This is a genomic window from Cupriavidus agavae, from assembly GCF_004217045.1.
Classification (GTDB): Bacteria; Pseudomonadota; Gammaproteobacteria; order Burkholderiales; family Burkholderiaceae; genus Cupriavidus; species Cupriavidus agavae.
This window is the reverse complement of the sequence record NZ_SGXM01000001.1, coordinates 2,212,367-2,238,651: the sequence shown is the minus strand read 5'-3', so window position 1 is coordinate 2,238,651 and position 26,285 is coordinate 2,212,367. Positions and strand designations below refer to the sequence as shown.

Below are 26,285 nucleotides of genomic sequence, written 5' to 3'. Positions count from 1 at the left end.
TTGGCGCGGCCGTGCTGGCCGCGCCCACTCCACCTGTGATTCCCGCCTTTGTCTGCCGGCGCCACGGCGCCTCCGGCAGGGGGGCGCTCGTTCCGCATTCGCCGAAACCGCCAACTGGCATCGGTCCACCTTGAATTTGTGAGGAAAACACCATGACTCGAAAGATCCTGATCGTCGGCGGCGGCTTTGCCGGACTCTGGTCGGCCCTGGGCGCCGCGCGCGTGCTCGACCTGCAGCGCAAGGCGGCGCACGACGTGGAGATCACGCTGGTCTCGCCGCGCGCCGAGATCCACATCCGCCCGCGCCTGCACGAAACCCACCCCGAGCAGATGGCCGTGCCGTTCCTGCCGCTGCTCGATGCCGTGGGCGTGAAATTCATCGAAGGCACCGTGGAGCGCATTCACCCGGCCGACCACAGTGTCGATATCGTCACGGCCAGCGGCCAGACCGTGGCGTTCACGTTCGACCGCCTGGTGCTGACCAGCGGCAGCCGGTTGTTCCGCCCGCCGCTGCCCGGCCTGGCCGAGCACGCGTTCGCCGTGGACCAGCTCGATGAGGCCGTGAAGCTGCGCGAGCATCTGGAAGGGCTGGCGGCGAAGCCCGAGACCGCCGCGCGCAATACATTCGTGGTGGTGGGCGGCGGCTTCACGGGTCTCGAAGTGGCCACCGAACTGCCCGAGCGGCTGCGCAAGATCTTCGGCGATACCATGCGTCCGCGCATCGTGATCGTGGAGCGGGCCGACGCGATCGGCCCGGACCTGGGCCCGGGTCCGCGCCCGCAAATTCTCGAGGCCCTCGAACAGCTGAACATCGAGACGCGCATCGGTGGCGGCGTGGTGTCGTTCGATGCCAACGGCGTGGTCACGGCCACGGGCGAGCGCATCGACGCCGCCACGGTGATCTGGACCGGCGGCATGGTTGCCAGCGCGCTGGCCGCGCAGGTGGTGCCGGACGTAGACCGCCAGGGCCGCCTGGAGGTGAGCGAGGACCTGCGCGTGACCGGTGTGAAAGATGTCTTCGGTGCCGGCGACGTGGTCAAGGCGCTGACCGACGACGACGGCCATTACTCGCTGATGTCGTGCCAGCACGCGCTGTTCATGGGCCGCTTTGCCGGCTACAACGTGGCTGCCGACCTGCTCGGCCTGCCCACCAAGACTTATCGCCAGCCGTTCTACGCCACCTGCCTGGACCTGGGTGCCTGGGGCGCGGTGTACACGGAAGGCTGGGAGCGCGACGTCCAGCTCGTGCGGGCCGAGGGCAAGGAACGCAAGATGCTGATCAACACGCAGTGGATCTATCCGCCCGCCGCCGAGCGCGAGCAGGCGCTGGCCGCCGGCGACCCCGACATCAGCTACGCCTGACGCCGTAACGCAGACGAAGACAGGATTCATCCCGTTGGCCGGCGCCTTCTCCTCCGGGGGCGCCGGCTTTTTTTCGTCTGCCGCCAGCCGCCGGCGATTGGTGCGCATCCGGAAACGCCGCTTCCCCCCCGTGTGTCTTGTGACGCGCGGCGCCGGTGCCTAGACTTGCTGACATAAAGTCGTATGGCCGATGCAACATATTTCTCCGAGCCGTACGGCGCTCGATCTCAAGTCCATCCCGTACATCGGAGTCCATCGTGAAAGCCTTGCCCTCGCTCCCCAATGGCCGCGCGCCCAGCGAACCTGTGGTCTATGTCGTCGACGACGATGTCGGCATGAACGACGCCGTGCAGGACCTGCTTCGCTCCGTGGGCCTGCGCACCCGTGCCTTTCTGTCGGCCGACGCGTTCCTGGCGGCTTCGCTCGATACGGCGCCCGGCTGCGTGGTCATGGATGTACGGCTGCGCGGCACCAACGGGCTCGACGTGCAGCGCGAGATGGAGCGGCGCGGCATGTGCCTGCCGGTGGTGTTCATCACCGGCCATGGCGATATCGAGATGTCGGTGCGCGCCATGAAGGCAGGCGCGGTGGATTTCCTGCCCAAGCCGTTCCGCGACCAGGACCTGCTCGACGCGGTAGCCGAGGGCATTGCCGCGGACCGCAAGAAGCGCCATGTCCTGCAATGCAGCGACGATCTGCGCTCGCGCCTGGCCACGCTCAGCGACCGCGAGCGCGAGGTCATGACGCTGGCGGCGTCGGGGCTCATGAACAAGCAGATTGCGGCCACCATCGGCATCAGCGAGGTGACCATCAAGATCCATCGCAGCCGGGCCATGCGCAAGATGGCGGCACGGACGTTTGCCGACCTGGTGAAGATGGCGCTGGAGCTGGAAATGCCGCTGCTGCTGCGCGAGACCGCATCAGCCGGCAGCTCGCGCCGCGAGAGGGGTGCGACGCCGCAATGGGCGGCGCCGGGGTATTGAGCGGATCAGCCGGCGTCTGGCCGGCGATGGATGTCGTGCGAGACGAAGGGTTCGTCGTGCGGCGGCATCGCCAGCCATTCCGGGTGCCGCAGGGTGTCGCGGATATCGTCCAGTCCGCTCGTCCAGTGCTCGCCCATCGTCAGCGGACCAAACTGGAAGTCCTTGGCACTGCCTTCGAACGGCTTGTCGCGGTAGATCAGCTGGATCACATTGGCGCGTGCGTCGCAGGCGCTCTCCGCCGCGCGCCGGTAGGCGGCAGTGTTGCGCTGCTCTGGCGGCACCAGCGACAGCACGTCGTCGAGCAGGCGGCGAAAGTGCTGCTGCTCGCTCATGTAGTCGGTGATGAAGCGCGTGCGGCTGGAGTACTGCACGTCTTTCAGGCGCGTGGCCACGTCGGCCAGCGTGTGCGGCAGCGGGCCGCGTGCGCTCCACAGGTCGACCTGGAAGATCAGCGCGTGGCGGCGCGGCCTGGCTTTCAGGATGGCGGAGAGCGGCGTGTTCGAGACCAGGCCGCCGTCCCAGTAATACTCGCCGTCGATCTCCACGGCCGGAAAACCGGGTGGCAGCGCGCCCGAAGCCATGAAGTGCTCGGGCTCCAGGCGGATCTGCGTGTTATCGAAGTAGACGAAGTTTCCGTTGCGCACGTTGACGGCCCCGACCGAGACGCGCAATTCCCCGGGCCGGTTGATGCGGTCGAAATCGGCAAAGCGTTCCAGCGTGGCCTTGAGCGGCGTGGTGTCGTAGTAGCTCGCGGTATGTGCCGTGGCTGGCTGGGCAAAGCCCGTGGGCCACAGGCGCGGCGAGAAAAAGCCGCGCTGGCCTTCTACAAGCGCCCGCGCGGCCTCGACGCCATCGAACCAGACGCGCAGCGGATCGGGCCAGTGCTGCGCGCTCTCGGCCACCATCTCGTACGGGAACAGGCTCGGCAGCCACGGCTGCCGGCAGATATGCGCCCAGAACTCGCGCAACCGTGCCACGCGCTGGCCGGGCGCGTTACCCGCGATGATCGCTGCATTGAGCGCGCCGATGGAGATGCCGGCGACCCAGTCAGGCTCGATGCCGGCCTCGGCCAGCCCCTCGTAGACACCCGCCTGATATGAGCCCAGGGCGCCGCCGCCCTGCAGCACCAGCGCCTTGACGGCATAGCCCTTGTCGATCTCGGGACGCGTGCCGACGGCACCCGAGGAGCCGTGGCGCGGTGGTTTTTCATGAAACATGTTGGAATTCCTGTACTGGCGCCGGCGCCGGCAGCTCCCCGCTTCCGCGGGACGGGAGGGGGAGCCGGCCACGGCGCGGTGCGCCATTGCCTTACTGCATGAACCATCCGTGACTGACAACGAACGACTGTCCCGTCAGTGCATTGGAAGGGAAGGCGCTCAGGAACAGCGCGGTCTGTGCCACGTCGTCCACGGTGGTGAAGACCCCGTCCACTGTGCCGCCCAGCATCACGCGGCGCACCACTTCTTCCTCGGTGATACCGAGTTCGCGGGCCTGCTCGGGAATCTGCTTGTCGACCAGCGGCGTGCGCACGAAGCCGGGGCAGATCACGTGCGAGCGCACGTTATGCTCGCCGCCTTCCTTGGCCACCACGCGCGCCAGGCCCAGCAGGCCGTGCTTGGCGGCCACGTAGGCACACTTCAGCGGCGAGGCCTCGTGCGAATGCACCGAGCCCATGTAGATCACGGTGCCGCCGCGGTTGTCGCGGTACATGTGCCGCAGCGCGGCGCGCGTGGTCAGGAAGGCGCCGTCGAGGTGAATCGACTGCATCCGCTTCCAGTGGGCAAAGCTGTATTCGTGGATCGGATTGACGATCTGGATGCCTGCGTTGGACACGAGGATGTCCACGCCTCCGAACCGCTCGGCCACACGCTCGGTGGCAGTATCGACGGCCTGCTCGTTCGTGACGTCCATCGCCACGCCCATGGCAATGCCGCCCTTGGCCTCGATGCCCCGGGCCACGCTGGCGGCAGCGTCTTCATTCAGGTCCGCAATGGCGACTGCGGCGCCCTCGGCGGCCAGCAGTTCCGCGATGGCGCGGCCGATACCGCTGGCGGCGCCCGTGACGATGGCCGATTTGCCTTGAAGCTTCATGTTGCTCTCCGGATGGGTGCCCGGCCTCCCCGACGGATGCCGGTGCGAAAAAGGGGAATCAGGTTTCAGGACTGCAGGTAGTCGTAGACCACTTCGCCCAGGCCGAGCGTGAGGTCGGCGACGTAGTGCCTGGCATCGATGACTTCGAGCACGGGCAGTTGGGCGACCGGGGCCAGCGCGTGCGGAAACAGCGACAGCGCGGCGGGACCGGTCCAGGCGCCCTTGACCTCGACATCCTTGAGGAAATAGCAGACCAGCTCGCAGATGCGCGCGGTGCCGTCGACATGCGGGAGGATCTTGAGCAGGTAGTTCGGTGTCGTGGCCAGGGATTGGCGCAGCCGGTCGCTGTCGATGCACTGGTGCTTGTAGCCCATCGTGCCGGTGGCCACGCGCACCGGGCCATAGTCGAGCGTGCCGACCAGCGTATCGGCCTCGATCGACAGGCGGGGGCTGGCCAGCTTCTTCGGAAAGCCCCACAGCTCGCGTCCGGCCGCCAGCGGCGGGTGGTCGTCAAGGAACATCGCGTGCGTGTAGTTGCCGGTCCGGCCCTGGTATGTGACCGGAATCACCTGGCCCGACTCGGTGTAACTGCCGAAGCCCGTGGAATCGGGCATGCGGATGAATTCGTAATGCACGACGGGTTCGGCCACTTCGAGCGGCTCGGGAACCACCTGCCGCAACAGCGCAGGATCGGTGCGGTAAGAGACGACGAAGTACTCCCGCTGCAGGAACCGGTACGGTCCCTTCGGATAGGCCGGGCTGACCAGCGGCGTGGCATACGCGCGCTCCCGGATGGTCTGGACGTCCATGTCGCAGCCTCCTGACAATGCCGCGCCGTGACGCCGCTGTCCCCATGACAGCGGCCCGTCACGGCGCGGGACCATTCTCGGAGGCCGGGCCCCACGTCACCATTACACGTCGGTATCGACCGGTGGATGCTTTTGTATGATCGGGTGGGTGGGGAGTATGAGGGTCACGAAGGCGGCGCGGCGATACGTTCACATTCGGCGCCGCAGGCCGAAAAAACCCCGGCATCGGCCGGGGTTCCCAGTGCTACATGGTTCAGGTGGACCTCACTGCGCGGTCCACCCTCCATCCATTGCCCACGCTGCGCCGCGTACCTGGTCGCCCATGGCCGAGCACAGCATCAGCACGAGGTTGCCGAGTTGCTCCGGGGTGACGAACTGGCCCGATGGCTGCTTGTCGGCGAGCAGGCGCGCCTGGGCGGCGTCGGCGGTGATGCTTTCGCGCTGCGCGATGGCGTCGATCTGTGCGGCAACCAGCGGCGTCAGCACGAAGCCGGGGCAGATCGCGTTGCAGGTCACGCCGGTGGCGGCGGTCTCCAGCGCGGTGACCTTGGTGAGGCCGACCAGGCCGTGCTTGGCGGCCACATACGCCGACTTGCCGGCCGAGCCGACGAGTCCGTGGACCGACGCGATGTTGACGATGCGGCCCCAGTTGCGCGCGCGCATGCCGGGCAGGGCCAGGCGCGTGGTGTGGAAGCCCGAGGTCAGGTTGATGGCGAGGATGTCATCCCATTTGCCGACCGGGAACTCGTCCACCGGCGCCACGTGCTGGATGCCGGCGTTGTTGACGAGGATATCCACGCCGCCGAAGCGCTCCTGCGCCAGCGCGAACATGGCCTCGATCTCGTCGGGGCGGCGCATGTCGGCGGAGTGGTGCACGGCCCGGGCACCGGTGGCGGTGATGGCCGCCAGCGCCGCGTCCACGTCGCCGAAGCCGTTCAGGACGATGTTGGCGCCGGCCCGGGCCAGCGACTCGGCGATGCCGAGGCCGATGCCGCTCGTGGAGCCGGTGACCAGGGCGGTCTTGCCTTGCAGATCGATCATGGAGAACTCCTCAGACAAGGCCGGTCATGTAGAACACGGCGATCACGAAGAAGACGGCCAGCGTCTTGATCACGGTGATGGCGAAGATGTCGCGGTACGACTCGCGGTGTGTCAGCCCGGTCACCGCCAGCAGCGTGATCACCGCGCCGTTGTGCGGCAGCGTATCCATGCCGCCGCTGGCCATCGACACCACGCGGTGCAGCACTTCCAGCGGGATCTGCGCGGCGTGGGCGCCCTGGATGAACGTTTCGGACATTGCGGCCAGTGCGATGCTCATGCCGCCCGACGCCGAGCCCGTGATGCCGGCCAGCGTGCTGACCGAGACGGCGGCGTTGACCAGCGGGTTCGGAATGCTGCGCAGTGCGTCGCTGACCACCAGGAAGCCCGGCAGCGCGGCGATCACGCCGCCGAAGCCGTACTCCGATGCCGTATTCATCGACGCCAGCAGCGCGCCGCCCACGGCAGCCTTGGTGCCTTCGGCGAAACGCTGGCGCACGGTGCCAAACGCGGTCACCAGCACCACGAGGATGCCCAGGATCAGCGCGCCCTCGACGGCCCAGATGGCGGTCACGCTGGCGATCTTGGTTTCCACCGGTTTCGGCAGGCCCGGCAGCGACACGCTGTGCGCCTGGCCGTACCAGAGCGGAATCATGCGCGTGAGCCAGAAGTTCGACACACCGACCACGATCAGCGGCAGGATGGCCAGCCACGGCGGCGGCAGCTTGCCGCCTTCCATGCGCGTGGGTTCGTTGACGAGGTTGGTGCCGTAGCCCTCGCCGCGCGCCGCAGCGGCGCGGCGGCGCCATTCCAGGTACGACAGGCCCACCACGATGATGAACAGCGAGCCGATCACGCCGAGCACCGGCGCGGCCCACGACGTCGTGTTGAAGAACGTGGTCGGAATGATGTTCTGGATCTGCGGCGTGCCCGGCAGCGAATCCATGGTGAACGAGAACGCGCCCAGCGCAATGGCGCCCGGCATCAGCCGCTTCGGGATATTGCTCTGGCGGTACAACTCGGCGGCGAACGGGTACACGGCGAATACCACCACGAACAGCGACACGCCGCCGTAGGTCAGCAGCGCGCAGACCGCCACGATCACCGCATTGGCGCGCGAGCGGCCGATGTAGCGGATGGCGGCGGCCACGATGGCCTCCGAGAAGCCCGACAGTTCGATGACCTTGCCGAACACGGCGCCGAGCATGAACACGGGGAAGTACAGCTTCACGAAGCCGACCATCTTCTCCATGAAGATGCCGGTAAAGACGGGGGCCACGGCCGACGGGTCGGTCAGCAGCACGGCGCCCAGTGCCGCAAGCGGTGCGAACAGGATCACGCTGTAGCCGCGATAGGCGGCAAACATCAGAAACGCCAGCGCGGCGATGACAACGACAAAAGACATGGGGTCTCCATTGCTTGTTCTTGGATGCGGCCGGCGGCATGCGTGATGCCGGTAGCCGCCTTGGCAAAGCTTCCCCTGTGAAGATGACAAGGGGACGCTTGCTTAGCAGGGTCCGTGCCACACCCGAGAGTTACGAAAACGGCGCCAGAAGTGTAGTTCCAGTGGCCATGTCTCTTCTTTGAGACAAAACAAGGGGCGCGCAAGACCTGAAAATCTCCAATGTGAGACACTTCGCGTCTCGAATCCGAGACCCAACAAGAAGCAACAAGAAAAGAGACATCGGCCATGCAAAAAATTGCCGAGCCAGGCGGCGGCCTGCTGTTCGATTACGACGACGTGGCGCGCCGCGCGATGGAATCGCTGTTCCGGACGTTTGAAAACTTCAGCGAAGGCACCTTCGTGGTGGACGAGCTCGCCCGGGTGGTCTGGATCAACAAGCGCTACGCGGCGCGGTTCGGTTTCACTGACCCCGAGGCGGCAATCGGGCTGGACTGCGAGCAGGTCATCCCGAACAGCCTGATGCGCGAGGTGGTGACCACGGGCAAGCCAATCCTGCTGGATCTGCTGGAAACCGACCGGGAGCCGATGATCGTGACGCGGCTGCCGATCAAGGACGACGCTGGCCGGATCATCGGCGGCGTGGGGTTCGCCCTGTTCGACGAACTCAAGGCGCTGACCCCGATCTTTGCCCATTACTCGCGCGCCCAGGCCGAACTGGCCGCCGCGCGGCGCTCGCTCGACCATGCGCGGCGCGCCAAGTACACGTTCGCCAGCTTCGTCGGCACCAGTCCCGCCGCGCAGGAGGTCAAGCGCCAGGCACGCCGGGCCGCGCTGGCGGAGTCGCCGGTGCTGCTGCTTGGCGAGACCGGCACCGGCAAGGAACTGCTGGCGCATGGCATTCACGCAGGCTCGGCGCGCGCTGAACAGCCGCTGGTCACGGTCAATGTGGCGGCCATTCCCGAGACGCTGCTGGAGGTGGAATTCTTCGGCGCGGCGCCGGGCGCCTATACCGGCGTGGACCGCAAGGGCAGGGTAGGCAAGTTCGAACTGGCCGATGGCGGCACGCTGTTCCTCGACGAGATCGGCGACATGCCGCTGGCGCTGCAGAGCAAGCTGCTGCGCGCGCTGCAGGATCACGAGTTCGAGCCGCTGGGGTCGAACCGCATCGTGCGCAGCGATGTGCGGATCATTGCCGCCACCTCGGCGGACCTGCCGGCGCTGGTGGCCGCCGGCCAGTTCCGCGCCGACCTGTTCTACCGGCTCAACGTGCTGTCGATCGACCTGCCGCCGCTGCGCGAGCGCCGTGCCGACCTGCTGCCGCTGGCCTACGCGATCATCGAGGAACTCTGCCTGCGTGCCGAGCGCCACCCGATCGGGCTGCGCGACGATGCGCTGACGCTGCTGCACGACTACCACTGGCCCGGCAACGTGCGCGAACTGCGTAACGTGCTGGAGCGCGTGGTGCTGATGTGCGACGAGGACTTTGTCGATGCGGAGGTGTTGGGGCCGTTGCTGGGGTCGCGGCGGGGGACGGCAGGTATCGATGCGCCGTCTCTCAACCCCGGCCGCTCTTTCGCAGGCGAGCGAGGGGAGAACACCCACGGCGTCGCCGATGCTGGCGGTTTGCTCCCCGCTCCCGCTTCCGCGAGCGGGAGTGGGTCCGGGGATGAGGGCAAGGCGTCCCGGTCTCCGACCACGCCCGGATCCGCCCCCACCACCTACGCCGACGCCCTCGCCGATTTCGAAGCCGCCTTCCTGGCCCAGGCACTGGACGCCTGCGACGGCCGCGTCGCGGACGCCGCCGCCCGCGTCGGCATCAGCCGCGCCGCCTTCTACAAGAAGCTCGCCGCGGCGCGCGCCCGGGGCAGCGTCACGCCGGCGTGCTAACGTCGCGCGAGCGCCACAGGTCAAAGGTCACAGGAGAGTTCATGCAATCGGGCATTGTCGAAGCCGGCTATGGATCCGACCCGGTCGGGCTGATCAGCGGTTTCCTGTTCGTACCGGGCCAGCCGGTCCGCGAGATCGATTCCCGCGAGGCAGCGGGCTGGCTGCAGGCCCAGGCGACCACGCCGGCAGCCAGCGCGGGCCAGCCCGTCGCGCAGCCCTTCGTCTGGTTGCACTTCAACCTCGCGCACAGCGCCTGCGAACGCTGGATGCGCGGCCAGCTCGGCTTGCCCGACGATTTCTTCGAAGCTCTGCGCCAGGGCTCGCATTCCACGCGCATCGAACGCCAGGACGCCGCGCTGCTGGCCGTGGTCAATGACGTGATCTACAACTTCGGCGTGACCTCGACCGACATCGCCACGATGTGGGCCCATGCCGACCACCGGCTGCTGGTCACGGCCCGCGCCCGGCCGCTGCGCTCGGTGGACCGCCTGCGGGCGGCGGTGCGACGGGGCGAATCGTTCCGCTCGCCGCTCGATCTGGTGGTGCACCTGCTGCGCGACCAGGCCGACGTGCTGGTGCAGATCGTGCGCGAGACCGGCGTCAATGTCGACCAGATCGAGGATCAACTGCTGTCACAGCGGCTGCAGTCCACGCGCGCCGATGTGGGTGCCATGCGGCGCGGGCTGGTGCGGCTGCAGCGTCTGCTGGCGCCCGAACCCGGCGCGCTGTTCCGGCTGCTGAACCGGCCGCCGGCCTGGCTGCAGGAGACCGACCTGCAGGAACTGCGTGAGTCGACCGAGGAATTTTCGCTGGTGCTGAGCGATCTGGCCGCGCTGGTCGAGCGGATCAAGCTGCTCCAGGAAGAAATCGCCGCCAAGCTCAACGAGCAGACCAACCGCACGCTGTTCACCCTGACGATGGTCACGGTGCTGGCCCTGCCTATCAACATCGTGGCCGGCTTCTTCGGCATGAACGTCGGTGGCATCCCGCTGGCCGAGCATCCGCACGGTTTCTGGGTGCTGGTGGCGCTGGTGGCCAGCTTCACGGCGCTGGCCGGCCGCTGGGCATTCCGCAAGCAGCAGCAGCACTGAGCCGCACCCCAAGCCCCGCCCCGGGTATATGACAAGTCACCCATTTGAAATGTAACAAGCGTAGGATGGTTGGCCATAGCCATGCGTCTGTTCGGGCGCATGTGACGGAGGAAAGCCATGGACTACAACGACGAAACGCTGATCCAGCGCATTCACCGCGAGGTGGCCGACTACTACGACGAGGAACTCGAACTGGAACTCGAGGACCGCGATCCCGCGCTGGTGCAGCGGGTGCTGGCTGGCGACGCCGGCGGCCCCGGCGACAGCAGCAACCTCAATGGCGACGAGGCCGAGCGGGCCGAGCGTCACATGTACTTCCGGGAACTGTTCCGGCTCCAGGGCGAACTGGTCAAGCTGCAGAGCTGGGTGGTGGCCACGGGCCACAAGGTCGTGATCCTGTTCGAGGGGCGCGACGCGGCCGGCAAGGGCGGCGTCATCAAGCGCATCACGCAGCGCCTGAACCCGCGCGTCTGCCGCGTGGCCGCGCTGCCGGCGCCCAATGACCGCGAACGCACGCAGTGGTACTTCCAGCGCTACGTCTCGCACCTGCCGGCGGCGGGCGAGATGGTGCTGTTCGACCGCAGCTGGTACAACCGCGCCGGCGTGGAGCGCGTGATGGGCTTCTGCACCGACGACCAGTACGAGGAATTCTTCCGGTCGGTGCCGGAGTTCGAGCGCATGCTGGTGCGCTCGGGCATCCAGGTCATCAAGTACTGGTTCTCGATCACCGACGAGGAGCAGCACCTGCGCTTCCTGAGTCGCATCCACGATCCGCTCAAGCAGTGGAAGCTGAGCCCGATGGACCTGGAGTCGCGCCGCCGCTGGGAAGACTACACGCGCGCCAAGGAGATCATGCTCGAGCGCACCCATATCGAGGAGGCGCCGTGGTGGGTGGTGCAGGCCGTGGACAAGAAGCGCGCCCGCCTGAACTGTATCCACCACCTGCTCGCGCAGATGCCGTATGTCGAGCCGTCGCAGCCGAGCATCGTGCTGCCCGATCGCGAGCGCCATGCGGACTACACGCGCCAGCCGGTGCCCTCGACCATGGTCATCCCGGAGATCTATTAAGCGTTCGCCGGGTTTGCTCCACCCCCAAGGCACGGCGCTCTGCCGTGCCTTTTTTCGTGCCCGGCGCTGGGTGCGGATGACAACAGATTGAAACGATCGTAGGGACGAAACATGGTCCGGACGACGCAGGTTGCGCTCAAAGGCGGGCGTTGCGCGTCGTTATTGATGGATTGTCCGGAGCCGGCGCCACGCGCGTTGCCGTTCCGGAGACCGTACCTGTTTCCGGAGTTCCGCGATGCGTTTCCTGCCCCTGCGCCCCCTGCGCCACCCTGTTCCCCCTGGTCTGCGTTTCGTTGCCGCTGCCGCCGCACTGGCGCTGGCCGCGTGCGGAGGAGGCGGGGGCGACGACGGTGCTGCGGCGACCACCGCACAGGCTGCGGCCGCACCGGCCGAGGCGCCGGCGGGCCCGCTCCTGGTGACAGGGCTCTCGCAGACCTGCTCCGGCTGCGGTGCTGCCACGAGCAGCACCTATGCCGGCGGTGGCGTCGGCACCTGGGGCTACCCCAACACCACGGGCGGCGACGTGGACGTGCAGTACGCGATCACCGGCGTGGCAGGCAAGACCATCGCGCTGCAACTCGCCAACCTGGGCGCGAATGGCGTGGCGCTGCCGACGCTTTCGGCGAGCGTGATGGCCGAGCGGCTCTCGCCCCAATCGCTCAGTGTCGAATCGGACGAGGAAGCCACCCAGCGCGCGATCCGCGAATTCAACCGCAAGGGCTGGGTCGATGGCACGCAGGCCGCGTCCGGCGCCATGAAGAGCACGCTGGCCGCGCCAGCGCCGCTGGCGGCCTCGCTCGGCACCGCCGGCATGACCGAGGGCGCGTCGCGCAGCTGGTATCACACCGATGGCACGCTCCGGCCGGCCACGCTGCGCAGGCAGGTGACCACCGGCGACGGCACCCGGGTCAATATCTGGGTGGAGACGGCCGAATCGGCCGCCGTGACCAACAACATGGTCCTCGAACTCGCCAACACGTTTGCCGGCCCCGGCCTGCTGTACGACCGCCTCGTCAACGTCGGCGGCGCGGTGTGGGGCGCGAACGCGTTCAACGGCACGCTGCTGCCTGCCGGGATGCCGATCGACATCGTCGTGCTGAACTTCAACCACGACAACAAGCCCTACGGCACCGTGGGCTACTTCTGGGGCGTGCACAACTTCCTGAAGGCAAGGGAGGCCAGGAGCAACGAGGCGGTCTCGCTGTACCTCGACAGCGAGACGCTGTCGCTCGGCGCCACGGGCGGCATGCAGTCGATCAAGACCACGATGGCCCACGAGGGGACGCACATGCAGAACTTCTACCGTCGCCAGGTCAGCATGGGCAGCGAGTTCGCCTACGACGCCTGGCTAGAGGAAATGACGGCCATGCAGATGGAGGACTTCCTGAGCGGCGCCATCGTGTCGGGCTACAACCCCATCGGCGACGTACGCCTGCCCGATTATTACCGCTACAGCGACTACAACTGCAACCTGCTCGATTTCACGGGCTTCGGCGCGACATGCGAGAGCTACGCGGTGTCGGGCAGCTTCGGCGGCTTCCTGAACCGCCAGCTTGGCGTGGCGTTCTTCCGCGACCTGCTCACGCGCCGCACGGCCAACTCGAAACAGGTGCTCGGCGAAGCCATCTCCGCTGCCCGGCCCGGCTGGACGTTCGACACGGCGTTCGTGAACTGGCGCGCCACCACGAACAGCAGCATGCCCGCCGCCCGCACCCCGGACGAATACGGCTATCCGGCCTGGACCGACGGCACCTTCACGCTGCCCGCCCTCGATCCCTCGGCCAGCAAGTACACCACGCTGCGCAAACTGCCCGCCACCGCGCCGGCGGCGCTGCTGAGCCTGGGCAGCTACATCGCCCCGCGCAGCGACAGCAACGGCGTGTACAGCGACAAGGTGAGGGTGCCGGCGGGGGTGACGTTGTCGGTGGTGGTGTATTGAGCGGGACTACAAAACCACCCCCGGAAACGCTTCCTCGAACGTCTGCACCAGCCCGGTCCGCGTGCCGTCGTAGCCCGGCAGGGCGTTGACGCGTTCGCGGAACATGCCGCTTTTCATCGCGCCTACCGCGCCCTGCAGCGCGGGGCTGCGCAGGGCCTCTTTTTCCAGCGCGAAGAAGTAGCGTTCCTGCAGCACCGGGACAAACTCCAGGCCGAAGCGGCGGGCGGCGGTTTCCACGCCGAACCCCACGTCGGCCATGCCGCTGCCGATGTAGGCCGCCACGGCCGCGTGGGTGAATTCGCCGTTGTTGAAGCCTTCGATGCGCGTGGTGTCGATGCCACGCCGCGCCAGCATCAGATCCAGCAGCAGCCGCGTGCCGGAGCCGAGTTGCCGGTTCACGAACCGTACGTCGGAGCGGACGAGGTCTTCGAGCGACGTGATGCCGAGCGGATTGCCGGGCCGGACGAACAGGCCCTGCTGGCGCGTGGCCAGGTGGATCAGGCAGTGTTTGTCGGGATGGAGCCAGCGCGCGAAGCCACGTAGCGTTTCTTCCTCGAACTCGCCGATCGGTACGTGGAAACCCGCCACATCGCAGGCGCCCTCGGCCAGCGCGGCGGTAGCTTCGAGGCTGCCGCAGTACTTCAGGTCGTGGCGCACCTTCTGCTCGTCGAGAAAATCCCGCAGTGCAGCAACGGCGAAACCATGGCTGGCGTGGATGCGTACCGCCGGGTCGGATGCCGCCATCAGCTTCTTGAGTTCGATTTCTAGCTCGGACGCCAGGCTGTCCAGCGTCGGCGTCAGGCGGGCGGCAATGCGCTTGCTGGCCCAGACCAGTTGCTGGGCCATCGGGGTCAGCGTCGACCCCCGGCCCCGGGTCTTGGCAATCAGCGCGCCGCCAAACAATGTCTCGGCGTCGCGCAGGATGCCCCAGGCGTAGCGATATGACAACGTCATGGCTTCCGCTGATTGCGCGATGTTGCCGGTGGACTCTATCAGGCTCAAAAGGGCGACCAGACGTGACACATCGAGCGCTGGCGCGGGCGCCGGGGAGGTGTCGTCGCGGATCTGCAGGTGGGGGAGGATCGAGATGCGTAGCATATGCGGAAAATAGCATATTGAACGGTGCAAAACACGGTCCTATAGTCGCATAAAGCGGCCTCGAAGCCCGCTGGGTTGGTCCCGAATATGAACAAAAAAGCCGATATCGGGGCCGATACGACAAATGGAGACAAGATGCCAGAAATCGCCATCCCCACGGCGCCCGCCGGCAATGACGACGCGGCTGCCGGCACGGCGGCCATCGCGGCCATTGTGGCAGCCCGGCGCGACATGCCCGGCGCGCTGCTGCCGATCCTGCACGAGATCCAGGACAGCCAGGGTTATATCCCGCCCGGCGCGGTGCCGGTCATCGCCAAGGCGCTGAACCTGTCGCGCGCCGAGGTGCATGGCGTGATCACGTTCTACCACCATTTCCGCGATCATCCGGCCGGGCGCCACGTGGTGCAGGTGTGCCGCGCCGAAGCCTGCCAGTCGGTGGGCGCTGACGGCCTGGCCGCGCACGCGTGCCAGTCGCTGGGATGCGATTTCCACGAGACCACGGCAGACGGCCAGTTCACGCTGGAACCGGTCTACTGCCTTGGCCAGTGCGCGACGGGCCCGGCCATGATGATTGGCGACCGGCTCCACGCGCGGGTCGATGCCCGGCGCTTCGACCGCCTGATCGAGGCGGCACGCGAAGACGAGGAGGCCCGCGCATGAGCACGTCTCCCATCACGATCTTCGTGCCGCGCGATTCCACGGCACTGTCGCTCGGTGCCGACGAAGTGGCGCAGACCATCGCGGCCGAGGCAACCCGGCGCGGCGCCGACGTGCGCATTGTGCGCAACGGTTCGCGCGGCATGTTCTGGCTCGAACCGCTGGTCGAGGTGCAGACGGACGCCGGCCGCGTGGCCTATGGCCCCGTTACCGAGGACGATGTGCCCGGCCTCTTCGACGCAGCGTTCCTCACGGGCGGCCAGCATGCCCTGGCGCATGGGTTGACCGACGACATCCCGTTCCTGAAGAACCAGGAGCGCCTGACCTTTGCGCGGCTTGGCATCACCGATCCGCTCTCGCTCGACGACTACATCGCCCACGAAGGCTTTGCCGGCCTGACCCGTGCGCTGTCGATGGCGCCCGAGCAGATCGTCCAGGAAGTGCTCGACTCCGGCCTGCGCGGCCGGGGCGGTGCGGCGTTCCCGACCGGCATCAAGTGGAAGACGGTGCTGGCTGCGCAATCGCCGGTCAAGTACATCGTCTGCAACGCCGACGAAGGCGACTCGGGCACGTTCTCCGACCGCATGGTCATGGAGGACGATCCGTTCATGCTGATCGAAGGCATGACGATTGCCGGGCTGGCCGTGGGCGCCGAGCAGGGCTACATCTACACGCGTTCCGAATACCCGCACGCGATTGCCGCCACCGAGGCCGCGATCGAGACGGCCACGCAGGCCGGCTGGCTTGGCGACAACATCCGCGGCAGCGGCCGGCGCTTCCGCCTGGAAGTGCGCAAGGGGGCCGGTGCCTACGTGTGCGGCGAGGAAACGGCGCTGCTCGAAAGCCTGGAAGGCAAGCGCGGCGTGGTGCGCGCCAAGCCGCCGCTGCCGGCGCTCAAGGGTTTGTTCGGCCAGCCCACGGTGATCAACAACGTGATTTCGCTGGCCACGGTGCCGATCATCCTCGCGCGTGGCGCCACGTTCTACAAGGATTACGGCATGGGCCGCTCGCGCGGCACGCTGCCGTTCCAGCTGGCCGGCAATATCCGCCAGGGCGGGCTCGTGGAGAAGGCATTCGGCGTGACGCTGCGCGAACTGCTGGTGGATTTCGGCGGCGGCACGCGCAGCGGCCGGGCCATCCGTGCCGTGCAGGTGGGCGGTCCGCTGGGCGCCTATCTGCCGGAATCGCGCTTCGACGCGCCGCTCGACTACGAGGCATATGCCGCGTTCGGTGCGGTCGTGGGGCACGGCGGCATTGTGGTGTTCGACGAAACCGTGGACATGGCGAAGATGGCGCGCTACGCGATGGAGTTCTGCGCCATCGAGTCGTGCGGCAAGTGCACGCCGTGCCGGATCGGGTCGACGCGCGGCGTGGAGGTCATCGACCGCATCATGGCCGGCGACCAGCCCGTCAAGCACGTGGCGCTGGTGCGCGACCTCTGCGACACGATGCTCAACGGCTCGCTCTGCGCGATGGGCGGCATGACGCCTTACCCGGTATTGTCGGCGCTGAACGAGTTCCCGGAAGACTTCGGGCTGCAGCCCAAGCCGGCCCAGGCGGCCTAGCCCCGACCGGCGCGCCGGCAACGGCAAGAAACAGACCGACGCATCCCTCAGGGGTGCGCATCCTCACTAGCAGTATTTCGGGAGACGTCCTTGAACGCTCGCGACGATTTTGACTACGGTACCCCGGCCATCGAGGCCGCCACGCAGGTCACGCTGGAGATCGACGGCGTGTCCGTCACCGTACCCGCCGGCACATCCGTGATGCGCGCCGCCGCCGAAGCCGGCATTGGCGTGCCCAAGCTCTGTGCCACCGATTCGCTGGAGCCGTTCGGCTCCTGCCGCCTGTGCCTCGTGGAGATCGAGGGCCGGCGCGGCTACCCCGCGTCGTGCACCACACCCGCCGAAGCCGGCATGAAGGTGCGCACGCAGAGCGGCAAGCTCGGCGACCTGCGCCGCGGCGTGATGGAGCTGTATATCTCCGATCACCCGCTCGACTGCCTGACCTGCCCGACCAACGGCAACTGCGAACTGCAGGACATGGCCGGCGTGGTGGGCCTGCGCGAGGTGCGCTATGCCGATGGCGCCGGCGGCGCCGCGCCGATCGCCACGCACACGCACATGAAGAAGGACGAGTCGAACCCGTACTTCACGTACGACCCGTCCAAGTGCATCGTCTGCAACCGCTGCGTGCGCGCCTGCGAGGAAACCCAGGGCACGTTCGCACTGACCATCAGCGGGCGCGGCTTCGAGTCGCGCGTGTCGGCCGGCACCGACCAGCCGTTCATGGAGTCGGATTGCGTCTCGTGCGGCGCCTGCGTGCAGGCCTGCCCGACGGCCACGCTGACCGAGACCTCGGTAATCCAGCTGGGTCAGCCGTCGCACAGCAAGGTCACCACGTGCGCGTACTGCGGCGTGGGCTGCTCGTTCAAGGCCGAGATGAAGGGTAACGAGGTGGTGCGCATGGTCCCGTACAAGGACGGCGCCGCCAACGAGGGCCACGCCTGCGTGAAGGGCCGCTTTGCCTGGGGCTATGCCACGCACAAGGACCGTATCCTGAAGCCGATGATCCGCGCGAAGATCACCGATCCGTGGCGCGAGGTGTCGTGGGAAGAGGCCATCGGCTATGCGGCCTCGCAGTTCCGCAAGATCCAGGCCGAGCACGGCCAGGACTCGATCGGCGGCATCGTCTCGTCGCGCTGCACCAACGAGGAAGGCTATCTCGTGCAGAAGCTCGTGCGGGCCGCGTTCGGCAACAACAACGTGGATACCTGCGCGCGCGTCTGCCACTCGCCCACCGGCTATGGCCTGAAGACCACGCTCGGCGAATCGGCGGGCACGCAGACCTTCCGCTCGGTGGCCAAGGCCGACGTGATCATGGTGATCGGCGCCAACCCGAGCGACGGCCACCCGGTGTTCGCCTCGCGCATGAAGCGCCGCCTGCGCGCCGGCGCGAAGCTGATTGTCGTCGATCCGCGCCAGATCGACCTGGTCGATTCCCCGCACATCCGCGCCGACTATCACCTGCAACTGCGTCCGGGCACGAACGTGGCGCTGGTGACGTCGCTGGCGCATGTGATCGTGACCGAGGGCCTGCTGGCCGAAGCGTTCATCGCCGAGCGCTGCGAGGACCGTGCCTTCCAGCAGTGGCGTGACTTCGTGGCGCTGCCCGAGAACTCGCCCGAGACGATGGAGGCCGTGACCGGCGTGCCGGCCGACCTGCTGCGCGGCGCAGCGCGGCTCTACGCCACGGGCGGCAACGCAGCCATTTACTACGGGCTGGGCGTCACCGAGCATGCACAGGGCTCCACGACCGTGATGGGCATCGCCAACCTCGCCATGGCCACCGGCAACATCGGCCGCGAGGGTGTGGGCGTGAACCCGCTGCGCGGCCAGAACAACGTGCAGGGCTCGTGCGACATCGGCTCGTTCCCGCACGAACTGCCGGGCTACCGCCACGTGTCCGATTCCACGGTGCGCGGCCAGTTCGAAGCCGCCTGGGGCGTCGACATCAATCCGGAGCCGGGCCTGCGCATCCCGAACATGTTCGAGGCCGCGCTGGGCGGCACGTTCAAGGGGCTGTACTGCCAGGGCGAGGACATCGTCCAGTCGGACCCGAACACGCAGCATGTGTCCGAGGCGCTGTCGTCGATGGAGTGCATCGTCGTGCAGGACATCTTCCTGAACGAGACGGCCAAGTACGCGCACGTATTCCTGCCGGGCTCGTCGTTCCTGGAGAAGGACGGCACGTTCACCAACGCCGAGCGCCGCATCTCGCGCGTGCGCAAGGTGATGCCGCCGCAAGCCGGCTACTCGGACTGGGAAGCCACCATCCTGCTGTCGAACGCGCTCGGCTATCCGATGAACTACAGCCACCCGTCCGAGATCATGGACGAGATTGCGGCGCTGACGCCGACCTTCTCGGGCGTGAGCTACCAGAAGCTCGAAGAACTGGGCAGCATCCAGTGGCCTTGCAACGCCGAGGCACCGCAGGGCACGCCGACGATGCACGTCGATGGCTTCGTGCGCGGCAAGGGCAAGTTCATCATCACCAAGTACGTGGCCACTGACGAGAAGGTGAACCGCAAGTTCCCGCTGATCCTGACCACCGGGCGTATCCTGTCGCAGTACAACGTGGGCGCGCAGACGCGGCGCACCGCCAACGTGCACTGGCACGACGAGGACCGCCTGGAGATCCATCCGCACGATGCCGAGGAGCGTGGCATCAAGGATGGCGACTGGGTGGGCGTGCAAAGCCGCGCCGGCGAGACGGTGCTGCGGGCGATCGTGAGCCGGCGCATGCAGCCGGGTGTGGTCTACACGACGTTCCACTTCCCCGAGTCGGGCGCCAACGTGATCACCACCGACAACTCGGACTGGGCCACCAACTGCCCCGAGTACAAGGTGACGGCGGTGCAGGTGATGCCGGTGGCGCAGCCTTCCACGTGGCAGCGCAACTACCAGGCGTTCAACGAGGAACAGCTGGCCCACCTCCGCGCGGCAGGCGAGACGGCCCCGGCCGGCTGAGGCAGGCAGGAGACTGAAAGATGAAGCGCGACGTGCCATCTCCCGACAGCGCGGCCGGCACCGCCGAGATGCCGGCCCAGCGTACCTTCGCGGTACGCCGCTGGCGGCATGGCGCAGCCGGGACGGAGGTGGACCACCTGGCCGAGGAAGTGCCCGTGGCGCTGGAGTACAACGGCATCTCGCATGCGGTGATGCTGGCTACGCCGGCCGACCTGGAGGATTTCGCCATCGGCTTCAGCCTCAGCGAAGGCATCGTGGAGGCGGCCGCCGATCTCTACGGCATCGATGTGGAGGCGGGCGCGCAGGGCATCACGGTACGGGTGGAGATCGCCACGGGCGCCTTCGTGGCGCTCAAGGGCCGGCGCCGCGCGCTCGCGGGACGCACGGGCTGCGGGTTGTGCGGCACCGAATCGCTCGACGAGGTGATGCGCATGCCCGCCCCGGTGAGCAGCGAAGCCACATTCGACCCCGCCGTGTTCGAGCATGCGTTTTCCGCACTGCACAAGCGGCAGGCGCTGCTGCGGGATACCGGCGCCACCCATGCGGCGGGCTGGATGCGCGCCGATGGCGAACTGGCGCTGGTGCGCGAGGACGTAGGCCGCCACAACGCGCTCGACAAGCTGGCCGGCGCGCTGGCACGTGGCGGGCAGGAAGACATCGCGCGCGGCGCCGTGATCGTCACGAGCCGTGCGAGCTACGAGATGGTGCAGAAGACGGCCGCCATTGGCGCCGGGGTGCTGGCGGCGGTGTCCGGACCCACTGCGATGGCGGTGCGGCTGGCGGAGTCCGCCGGCATCACGCTGGCCGGCTTCGTGCGCGGCGGCAGCCTCGTCGTCTACTCCCATCCCCAACGACTACAGATTGCATAGGGGTCTGGCAATGCACATTGAGAACCTGGTCAAGATGGCCAACCAGATCGGCAGCTTCTTCGAGGCCATGCCCGATCATGACGAGGCGCTGGCCGACATCGCCGGCCATATCAAGAAGTTCTGGGAGCCGCGCATGAAGCGTGCGTTCCTGGCGCACATGGAGGCGGGCGGCGAGGGTGTCGACCCGATCGTCCACGAAGCGCTCGCGCGCCACCCCGACAAGTTCGAGGTGACGCTGCGCACGCCGCGCGCTGACGCGCTGGCTACTTCTTGACGCGGTAGAGCACCTGCAGGATCGCCAGGCCGAACAGCGTGGCGATCACGGCGGTGGACTCGCGGCCCAGCCCGCAGGCCACGCCGATGGCTGCCGTCGTCCAGATGCTGGCGGCCGTGGTCAGGCCCCGGATGTCCTGCTCGTCCTTGTGCTTGATGATGGCGCCCGCGCCCAGAAAGCCGATGCCGGCGATCAGGCCCTGCAGCACGCGGCTCATGTCGGCCAGTTGGGTGCCTGCCAGCAGCGGCACCAGCACGAACAGCGCCGATCCCATCGCCACCAGCATGTGGGTGCGCAGGCCGGCGGCCTTGCCGGCCGACTCGCGTTCCCAGCCGATCATGCCGCCAAGCAGGCAGGCCAGCGTCAGCCTGACGAGAATTTTCGTGAGTTCGCTGGCGTTCGGCACGTCTGAAAACTCAGACCGCAGCGTGCTGTAAACCTCGCTCCAGATTCCGTCCATGGCTGCCTCGTTCTTGTCTGCCCGGGGTGTACCGGTGGTGCAGCGAGGCTAGCACGCCACCGGCGGCGCCGCCGTCGGTGGGCGGCTGACACGGCCTACTTCAGCCGCAGTGGTTCGAGCAGCGCTGCGTCGTATTGCGCACCCGTGATGCGGCCCAGCTCCTTCATGCGCAACAGGATGTACGCCTGGCGCTGCCGGGCGCGGCGCGGATTGACCACGGGATTGTTCGCGGAAGGGGCTTTGGGCAGCCCGGCCAGCATGGCGCATTCGGCCAGCGTGAGCCGCTCCACGGGCTTGCCGAAATAGGTGTCGGCGGCCTCGCCGAAGCCGTAGGCGCCCTGGCCCAGGTAGATCTTGTTCAGATACAGCTCCAGGATCTCGTCCTTGCTCAGCGCATTCTCGATGCGGTAGGCCAGCAGGATCTCGTAGAGCTTGCGCGTGTAGGTCTTCTTGCGCGACAGGAAGAAGTTGCGCGCCACCTGCATGGTGATGGTCGAGGCGCCCTGCGACAGTTCGTCGGACAGGTTGGCCACGCCGGCGCGCATCACGCCCACGTAGTCCACGCCATCGTGCAGGTAGAAGCGGTCATCCTCGATGGCCACCACGGCCTCGGGCAGCGTATGCGGGAAATCGGCGAGCTGGACGTAGCCGGGCGAGTGCCGGAACGCCATCAGCGCGTCGAGCGAGGGAAGCTGCCGGCTGGCCATCAGCACGGCAAACGCGAGCAGCAGCGCGCCGCCCACGATGGCGAGCAGCACGAACTTGATGAAGGCGGACCAGAGACGTTGCATGGCGCGTATTGTGCCATCGCCGCGTGTCCGGCCCGCCACGCCCCGGGGGCGGCGCCGTCAGACCCAGCCGAGCCAGCGCCAGTAGGTGGCCGCGAACAGCAGCATCAGCAGGTAGCCGATGACCGTCAGCGGAATGCCCACCTTGGCAAACTGCCGGCCATTGAATGTGTCGGTGCCCAGGCAGACCATGTTCTGCGGCGCGTTGATCGGCAGGATGAAGCCGAAGCTGACCGTGAAGCCCAGCAGCATCGTCATGCCCACTTTGTTGAAGTCGCCGGGCAGCGTCTGCAGCACCGAGATCAGGATCGGCAGCAGCGCCGCCGTCAGCGCGGTGGCGCTGGCAAAGCCCAGGTGGATCAGGATCAGGAACGCGGCCAGCACCGCGAACACCATCATCGTGCCGTGTTCGGCCAGCCCGGTATGGGTGACCACGAAGCGGCCGAGCCACTGCCCGGCCTGGGTCGACAGCAGTGCCGTACCCAGGCTGATGCCGACGCCGAACACGATCAGCGTGCCCCACGGGGTGCGTTGCTGCATCGTCTTCCAGTCCATCACGCCGATGCGCGGCATCATCAGGATCACCAGTCCGATGAACGTGACCGTCGCCGTGTCGAGCTTGTGGAGCTTGCCGCCGGTCGCCCAGAACAGCAGCAGCCCGATCGACACCGCCGCGAGGCGCTTCTGCGCGCCAGTCATGGGCCCGAGCGCGGCCAGTTCGCGCTGCACGGCTTCCTTGCCGCCCTCGATCGCATCGGTTTCGGGCGGCAACAGCCACCGGATCAGGAAGTAGAGCGCCGCCGACATCACGAGCGCCCAGGGCGCACCGGCAATCAGCCACTGCAGCCACGTCACGCGCTCGCCGAGCAGCTTGTCCATGAAGCCGGCGGTCAGCAGGTTCTGCGCGGCGGCGGTCTGGATGCCGACGTTCCAGATGCTCGTTGCCATGGCCACCATGATCATGATGCCAGCGGCGGTGTTCGACTTCCTGTCCACGCCGAACGCGGCAATCACGCCCATCATGATCGGCACCGTACAGGCGCTGCGGGCGGTGGCGCTCGGCACGACGAGGCTCAGGATCATCGTCACCGCGATGGTGCCGATCAGGATGCGGCGCGTGCTGGTGCCGATGGCCGACAGTGTGACCAGCGCGATGCGGCGGTCCAGTCCGGTGACGGTCATGGCCGCCGAGATGAACAGGGCTGCCGCCACGAGCGCCAGCGCGGTGTTCGAGAAGCCGGCCAGCGCCATGCCGAGCGCGCGGGAGGTGCCGTATATCGTCGTGGGGTCGCTGACCATCGGCGCGAAGCCGATCAGGCCCGCCATCAGCGACGTGATCATGATGGCGCTGGTCTCGTACGACACCGCCTCGGTAATCCAGACGACCACGGCGAATGCCAGGATCGCCAGCATGCGCTGGCCGGCCTCGGGAAGGTCGGGCGGCATCGGGATCAGCAGCACCGCGACCAGCACGGCCACGGCAAAGTAGAGGCCCCAGTGAATACGGATCGGAGGCGCGGCAGGTGTCGCGAGGGCGGGGGCGGTGGACGGTTGCGGATCAGGCATCTGGAAGTCCTTTGATCTGGATCAGCCGGTCGGGCCTGCGCGGCGGCATTGGCGCCGCTGCGCACCGACAACGCGTTCATTATGTGAACGCCATCGGACAGTGCCAAGGACACTCCAGCGCTGTTTCTGCGCTGGATCAAAACGTTGCGCGGTCGGATTCTGCCGATCCAAATGGCGTGTTGCAGGTGTGGCAATGGTTCTCAGGCGATCTGCCCGCGCGGGGTGTCCTGCCGGGCGACGATCTGAAATAATTGCCGTCGATGCTGAACAATTTCGAACGCGTGTCTGCCGACGCGCCCAAGCCCAGATCCAGATGAACAATCGATCCGAACCACGCGCGATGGCAGCCCTGCGGCCCTGCCTGGCGCTGGAAACCATCGCCAACGCCCGCGATCTCGGCGGCCTTGCCGCCAGCGGCGGACGCCGTGTGGCGCACGGCAAGCTGTTCCGCAGCGCCAACCCGGCGCTGGCCTGCGCGGCCGACCTCGATGCCCTGCACGCGCTGGCACTCGATATCGTGGTGGATTTCCGCTCGCCCGGCGAGAAGTCGGCGGCGGAGTCGGCGTTCGGCCAGCGCTTCCAGTGGCTGGCCGTGCCGGTGCTCGAAGGCGCCATGGCCATGGACGTGCTGATGCCGCGTGTGCGGGCCAGCACGGCGGCGCAGATGCATGCGTTCATGGTCGAGATCTACCGCGACTTCCCGATCCGCTACCGCGACGCGTTCGGCACGTTCCTGCGCCACGCGGAGGCGGGCCGCAAGCTGCTGTACCACTGCACGGCCGGCAAGGACCGCACCGGCTTCGCCTCGCTTCTGCTGCTCGGGGCGCTGGGCGTGGCGCAGGACGATATCGTCGCCAACTATCTGGAATCGAACCACTGGAACGCCGGCTTCAACGAGCGCATGCTGGCTGGCGCCTCGCACCACGGCGTGTCGGCCGAGGCCATGAAGCCGCTGCTGGACGTGCGGCCCGAGTACCTGGAGGCGTCAATGGACGCCATCGTCACGGCGTACGGCAGCGTCGAGGGCTTTGTCGGCGATCACCTGGGCATCGACCTCGACCGCCTGCGCGGACACTATCTCGAAGCCTGACCCCCGCCGGGCAGGCCGCCGCTTTCGCGCAGGATGCGTGCGGTCGAGAGCGCGATCATCCCTTCCTCGTCGGTCGGCAGAACGAGTACCGGGATGCGGCTCGCGTCGCGTGCGCTGGCGCTGCTGATGCGCTGGCGGTTCTCCTGGTTGGCGGCGGGGTCGAGCCTTACGCCGAAGATATCGGCCAGGTGCGCGCAGATCCGCGCGCGCACCTCGGGCGAGTTGGCGCCGACGCCGGCCGTGAAGACCAGCGCGTCGAGGCCGCCCAGCGTTACCGCCAGCTTGCCGATCTCCTGCGCGGCGCGGTAGGCGTAGAAATCGATCGCGAGTTGGGCGCGCGGCGCGTCGCTGGCCAGCAGCGCGCGCATGTCGCTGCTGATGCCGGAAATGCCGAGCAGCCCTGATTTGCCGTACAGCATCGCCTGGATCTCGTCCGCCCCCATGCCGTGTGCGGCCAGGTAGAGCACCGCGCCGGGGTCGATCGAGCCGCAGCGCGTGCCCATCGGCATGCCGTCGAGCGCAGTCAGCCCCATTGTCGAATCCACGCTCCTGCCGTCGCGCATCGCGCACAGGCTGGCGCCGTTGCCGAGGTGCGCCACCACCACGCGGCCCGAGGCGATGTCCGGCGCCACCTGCCGCAACTGCCGGGCGATATAGGCATACGACAGGCCGTGGAAGCCGTAGCGGCGCACGCCCCGCTCGTAATACTCGTACGGCAGCGCCATCAGTTGCGCCAGCGGATCGTGGCCGGCGTGGAATGCGGTGTCGAAGCAGGCCACCTGCAGCAGGTCGGGCGCCGCACCCCGGATCGCGCGGATCGCGGTCAGGTTGTGCGGCTGGTGCAGCGGGGCCAGCGGCACCAGTGCTTCGAGCGTGGCGATCACGTCATCGTCGATGCGCACCGCGTCGGTATAGCCAATGCCACCGTGCACCACGCGATGCCCGATCGCCACGGGCGGCGAATCGCGCAGGCCCACGCTCAGCGTCAGCCGGATGAGCCGGAACGCGGCGTTGTGGTCGGCCACCTGCTCGACCGGGAAGTGTTCCTCGGCCACCACGCGCCCGTCGGCCATGCGCGCCACGAGGTGCGGGGCCACGCCAATGCCTTCGATCTGGCCGTGCGCGGCCAGTGTCGGCTGCACGTCGATGTTGTCGTGCGCGGCGTCGGGCACCACGTAGATCGAGATCTTGATGCTCGACGACCCGGCATTGACGACCAGGATGACCGGATTGGCGTGGTGGTGGGCTGGGTGTGCAGCGTGGGCAGTGCTCATGCTCGTTC

The 26,285-nt window shown here is 67.6% G+C and carries 23 protein-coding genes; 13 read left to right on the top strand and 10 right to left on the bottom strand.

The window, feature by feature from the left end; genetic code table 11:
• The first annotated feature begins 152 nt into the window (after positions 1-152).
• Together EV147_RS10120 and EV147_RS10115 are read left to right on the top strand one after the other, a co-directional pair.
• On the top strand, positions 153-1,361 hold the full coding sequence (locus tag EV147_RS10120) for an NAD(P)/FAD-dependent oxidoreductase (protein WP_130390941.1): 1,209 nt from the start codon (positions 153-155) through the stop codon (positions 1,359-1,361).
• A 257-nt stretch (positions 1,362-1,618) separates the two neighbouring features.
• Positions 1,619-2,344: a response regulator transcription factor gene (locus tag EV147_RS10115; RefSeq protein WP_130390940.1), complete on the top strand. Its 726-nt coding sequence runs from the start codon at positions 1,619-1,621 to the stop codon at positions 2,342-2,344.
• Positions 2,345-2,349: 5 nt separating this feature from the next.
• On the opposite strand, the gene EV147_RS10110 is transcribed toward EV147_RS10115, so the two are convergent.
• The 5 genes from EV147_RS10110 to EV147_RS10090 form a co-directional block, all read right to left on the bottom strand.
• Positions 2,350-3,561 carry a DUF3734 domain-containing protein gene (locus EV147_RS10110; RefSeq protein WP_235844645.1) on the bottom strand — a complete coding sequence of 404 codons (1,212 nt, stop codon included), beginning with the start codon at positions 3,559-3,561 and terminating at the stop codon, positions 2,350-2,352.
• 91 nt (positions 3,562-3,652) lie between these two features.
• A complete protein-coding gene (locus tag EV147_RS10105; protein ID WP_130390938.1) occupies positions 3,653-4,435 on the bottom strand; it encodes a 3-hydroxybutyrate dehydrogenase in 783 nt (260 codons plus the stop codon).
• 65 nt (positions 4,436-4,500) lie between these two features.
• Positions 4,501-5,244 carry an acetoacetate decarboxylase gene (locus EV147_RS10100; RefSeq protein ID WP_130390937.1) on the bottom strand — a complete coding sequence of 248 codons (744 nt, stop codon included), beginning with the start codon at positions 5,242-5,244 and terminating at the stop codon, positions 4,501-4,503.
• Positions 5,245-5,508: 264 nt separating this feature from the next.
• Positions 5,509-6,285: a 3-hydroxybutyrate dehydrogenase gene (locus EV147_RS10095; RefSeq protein ID WP_130390936.1), complete on the bottom strand. Its 777-nt coding sequence runs from the start codon at positions 6,283-6,285 to the stop codon at positions 5,509-5,511.
• Positions 6,286-6,295: 10 nt separating this feature from the next.
• Positions 6,296-7,687: a GntP family permease gene (locus tag EV147_RS10090; protein WP_130390935.1), complete on the bottom strand. Its 1,392-nt coding sequence runs from the start codon at positions 7,685-7,687 to the stop codon at positions 6,296-6,298.
• Between the two features lie 285 nt (positions 7,688-7,972).
• On the opposite strand from EV147_RS10090, the gene EV147_RS10085 reads away from it, so the two are divergent.
• The 4 genes from EV147_RS10085 (at position 7,973) to EV147_RS10070 (ending at position 13,672) form a co-directional block, all read left to right on the top strand.
• Complete coding sequence (locus EV147_RS10085; protein ID WP_130390934.1) at positions 7,973-9,574, top strand: sigma-54 interaction domain-containing protein; 1,602 nt, start codon at positions 7,973-7,975, stop codon at positions 9,572-9,574.
• 41 nt (positions 9,575-9,615) lie between these two features.
• On the top strand, positions 9,616-10,665 hold the full coding sequence (locus tag EV147_RS10080) for a transporter (RefSeq protein WP_130390933.1): 1,050 nt from the start codon (positions 9,616-9,618) through the stop codon (positions 10,663-10,665).
• Positions 10,666-10,782: 117 nt separating this feature from the next.
• Positions 10,783-11,733 (top strand): polyphosphate kinase 2, encoded by a 951-nt coding sequence (gene ppk2, locus EV147_RS10075; protein ID WP_130390932.1) that lies wholly within the window; start codon positions 10,783-10,785, stop codon positions 11,731-11,733.
• A 235-nt stretch (positions 11,734-11,968) separates the two neighbouring features.
• Positions 11,969-13,672 carry a M30 family zinc metallopeptidase gene (locus tag EV147_RS10070; RefSeq protein WP_130390931.1) on the top strand — a complete coding sequence of 568 codons (1,704 nt, stop codon included), beginning with the start codon at positions 11,969-11,971 and terminating at the stop codon, positions 13,670-13,672.
• Between the two features lie 6 nt (positions 13,673-13,678).
• Here EV147_RS10070 and EV147_RS10065 read toward each other — a convergent pair whose 3' ends face one another.
• The gene (locus EV147_RS10065; protein ID WP_130390930.1) at positions 13,679-14,770 is read right to left on the bottom strand and encodes a helix-turn-helix transcriptional regulator; all 1,092 of its coding nucleotides are present in this window, start codon (positions 14,768-14,770) and stop codon (positions 13,679-13,681) included.
• A gap of 135 nt (positions 14,771-14,905) precedes the next feature.
• Here EV147_RS10065 and EV147_RS10060 point away from each other — a divergent pair, with 135 nt between their 5' ends.
• From EV147_RS10060 to EV147_RS10040, 5 genes are all read left to right on the top strand, one after another.
• A complete protein-coding gene (locus EV147_RS10060) occupies positions 14,906-15,430 on the top strand; it encodes a formate dehydrogenase subunit gamma (RefSeq protein ID WP_130390929.1) in 525 nt (174 codons plus the stop codon).
• Positions 15,427-16,992 (top strand): formate dehydrogenase beta subunit, encoded by a 1,566-nt coding sequence (locus EV147_RS10055; protein WP_130390928.1) that lies wholly within the window; start codon positions 15,427-15,429, stop codon positions 16,990-16,992. Before EV147_RS10060 ends, EV147_RS10055 begins: the two co-directional genes overlap by 4 nt.
• 90 nt (positions 16,993-17,082) lie before the next feature.
• Positions 17,083-19,956, top strand: coding sequence for a formate dehydrogenase subunit alpha (fdhF, locus tag EV147_RS10050; RefSeq protein WP_130390927.1), 2,874 nt, complete (start codon positions 17,083-17,085; stop codon positions 19,954-19,956).
• 20 nt (positions 19,957-19,976) lie between these two features.
• Positions 19,977-20,825, top strand: coding sequence for a formate dehydrogenase accessory sulfurtransferase FdhD (gene fdhD / locus EV147_RS10045; protein WP_130390926.1), 849 nt, complete (start codon positions 19,977-19,979; stop codon positions 20,823-20,825).
• A 10-nt stretch (positions 20,826-20,835) separates the two neighbouring features.
• A complete protein-coding gene (locus EV147_RS10040) occupies positions 20,836-21,099 on the top strand; it encodes a formate dehydrogenase subunit delta (protein ID WP_130390925.1) in 264 nt (87 codons plus the stop codon).
• Here the strand turns inward: EV147_RS10040 and EV147_RS10035 are convergent.
• The 3 genes from EV147_RS10035 to EV147_RS10025 all read right to left on the bottom strand — a co-directional run bounded on the left by EV147_RS10035 (position 21,089) and on the right by EV147_RS10025 (position 23,913).
• Positions 21,089-21,559, bottom strand: a complete 471-nt coding sequence (locus EV147_RS10035) for an MgtC/SapB family protein (protein ID WP_130390924.1) — start codon at positions 21,557-21,559, stop codon at positions 21,089-21,091. The two genes, EV147_RS10040 and EV147_RS10035, sit on opposite strands and share 11 nt — an antisense overlap.
• Before the next feature lie 95 nt (positions 21,560-21,654).
• Positions 21,655-22,350 (bottom strand): transglycosylase domain-containing protein, encoded by a 696-nt coding sequence (locus EV147_RS10030; RefSeq protein ID WP_130390923.1) that lies wholly within the window; start codon positions 22,348-22,350, stop codon positions 21,655-21,657.
• 57 nt (positions 22,351-22,407) lie between these two features.
• A complete protein-coding gene (locus EV147_RS10025) occupies positions 22,408-23,913 on the bottom strand; it encodes a DASS family sodium-coupled anion symporter (protein WP_130390922.1) in 1,506 nt (501 codons plus the stop codon).
• 11 nt (positions 23,914-23,924) lie between these two features.
• Between EV147_RS10025 and EV147_RS10020 the strand changes: the two genes are divergently transcribed.
• Positions 23,925-24,164 carry a hypothetical protein gene (locus EV147_RS10020; protein WP_130390921.1) on the top strand — a complete coding sequence of 80 codons (240 nt, stop codon included), beginning with the start codon at positions 23,925-23,927 and terminating at the stop codon, positions 24,162-24,164.
• A 62-nt stretch (positions 24,165-24,226) separates the two neighbouring features.
• Positions 24,227-25,003: a tyrosine-protein phosphatase gene (locus tag EV147_RS10015; protein ID WP_130390920.1), complete on the top strand. Its 777-nt coding sequence runs from the start codon at positions 24,227-24,229 to the stop codon at positions 25,001-25,003.
• Here EV147_RS10015 and EV147_RS10010 read toward each other — a convergent pair.
• Positions 24,988-26,277, bottom strand: coding sequence for an acetate/propionate family kinase (locus EV147_RS10010; RefSeq protein WP_130390919.1), 1,290 nt, complete (start codon positions 26,275-26,277; stop codon positions 24,988-24,990). The two genes, EV147_RS10015 and EV147_RS10010, sit on opposite strands and share 16 nt — an antisense overlap.
• Between the last annotated feature and the right edge of the window lie 8 nt (positions 26,278-26,285).

Excerpts from the sequence above, each read along its gene's own strand:
- EV147_RS10040 (WP_130390925.1), top strand. The coding sequence starts at position 20,836 with ATGCACATTGAGAACCTGGTCAAGATGGCCAACCAGATCGGCAGCTTC.
- EV147_RS10080 (WP_130390933.1), top strand. The coding sequence starts at position 9,616 with ATGCAATCGGGCATTGTCGAAGCCGGCTATGGATCCGACCCGGTCGGG.
- EV147_RS10010 (WP_130390919.1), bottom strand. The coding sequence starts at position 26,277 with ATGAGCACTGCCCACGCTGCACACCCAGCCCACCACCACGCCAATCCG.
- EV147_RS10105 (WP_130390938.1), bottom strand. The coding sequence starts at position 4,435 with ATGAAGCTTCAAGGCAAATCGGCCATCGTCACGGGCGCCGCCAGCGGT.
- EV147_RS10065 (WP_130390930.1), bottom strand. The coding sequence starts at position 14,770 with ATGCTACGCATCTCGATCCTCCCCCACCTGCAGATCCGCGACGACACC.
- EV147_RS10120 (WP_130390941.1), top strand. The coding sequence starts at position 153 with ATGACTCGAAAGATCCTGATCGTCGGCGGCGGCTTTGCCGGACTCTGG.
- ppk2 (WP_130390932.1), top strand. The coding sequence starts at position 10,783 with ATGGACTACAACGACGAAACGCTGATCCAGCGCATTCACCGCGAGGTG.
- EV147_RS10035 (WP_130390924.1), bottom strand. The coding sequence starts at position 21,559 with ATGGACGGAATCTGGAGCGAGGTTTACAGCACGCTGCGGTCTGAGTTT.
- EV147_RS10015 (WP_130390920.1), top strand. The coding sequence starts at position 24,227 with ATGAACAATCGATCCGAACCACGCGCGATGGCAGCCCTGCGGCCCTGC.
- EV147_RS10100 (WP_130390937.1), bottom strand. The coding sequence starts at position 5,244 with ATGGACGTCCAGACCATCCGGGAGCGCGCGTATGCCACGCCGCTGGTC.
- EV147_RS10060 (WP_130390929.1), top strand. The coding sequence starts at position 14,906 with ATGCCAGAAATCGCCATCCCCACGGCGCCCGCCGGCAATGACGACGCG.
- EV147_RS10110 (WP_235844645.1), bottom strand. The coding sequence starts at position 3,561 with ATGTTTCATGAAAAACCACCGCGCCACGGCTCCTCGGGTGCCGTCGGC.
- fdhD (WP_130390926.1), top strand. The coding sequence starts at position 19,977 with ATGAAGCGCGACGTGCCATCTCCCGACAGCGCGGCCGGCACCGCCGAG.
- EV147_RS10090 (WP_130390935.1), bottom strand. The coding sequence starts at position 7,687 with ATGTCTTTTGTCGTTGTCATCGCCGCGCTGGCGTTTCTGATGTTTGCC.
- EV147_RS10025 (WP_130390922.1), bottom strand. The coding sequence starts at position 23,913 with ATGCCTGATCCGCAACCGTCCACCGCCCCCGCCCTCGCGACACCTGCC.
- EV147_RS10095 (WP_130390936.1), bottom strand. The coding sequence starts at position 6,285 with ATGATCGATCTGCAAGGCAAGACCGCCCTGGTCACCGGCTCCACGAGC.
- EV147_RS10030 (WP_130390923.1), bottom strand. The coding sequence starts at position 22,350 with ATGCAACGTCTCTGGTCCGCCTTCATCAAGTTCGTGCTGCTCGCCATC.
- EV147_RS10070 (WP_130390931.1), top strand. The coding sequence starts at position 11,969 with ATGCGTTTCCTGCCCCTGCGCCCCCTGCGCCACCCTGTTCCCCCTGGT.
- EV147_RS10055 (WP_130390928.1), top strand. The coding sequence starts at position 15,427 with ATGAGCACGTCTCCCATCACGATCTTCGTGCCGCGCGATTCCACGGCA.
- EV147_RS10085 (WP_130390934.1), top strand. The coding sequence starts at position 7,973 with ATGCAAAAAATTGCCGAGCCAGGCGGCGGCCTGCTGTTCGATTACGAC.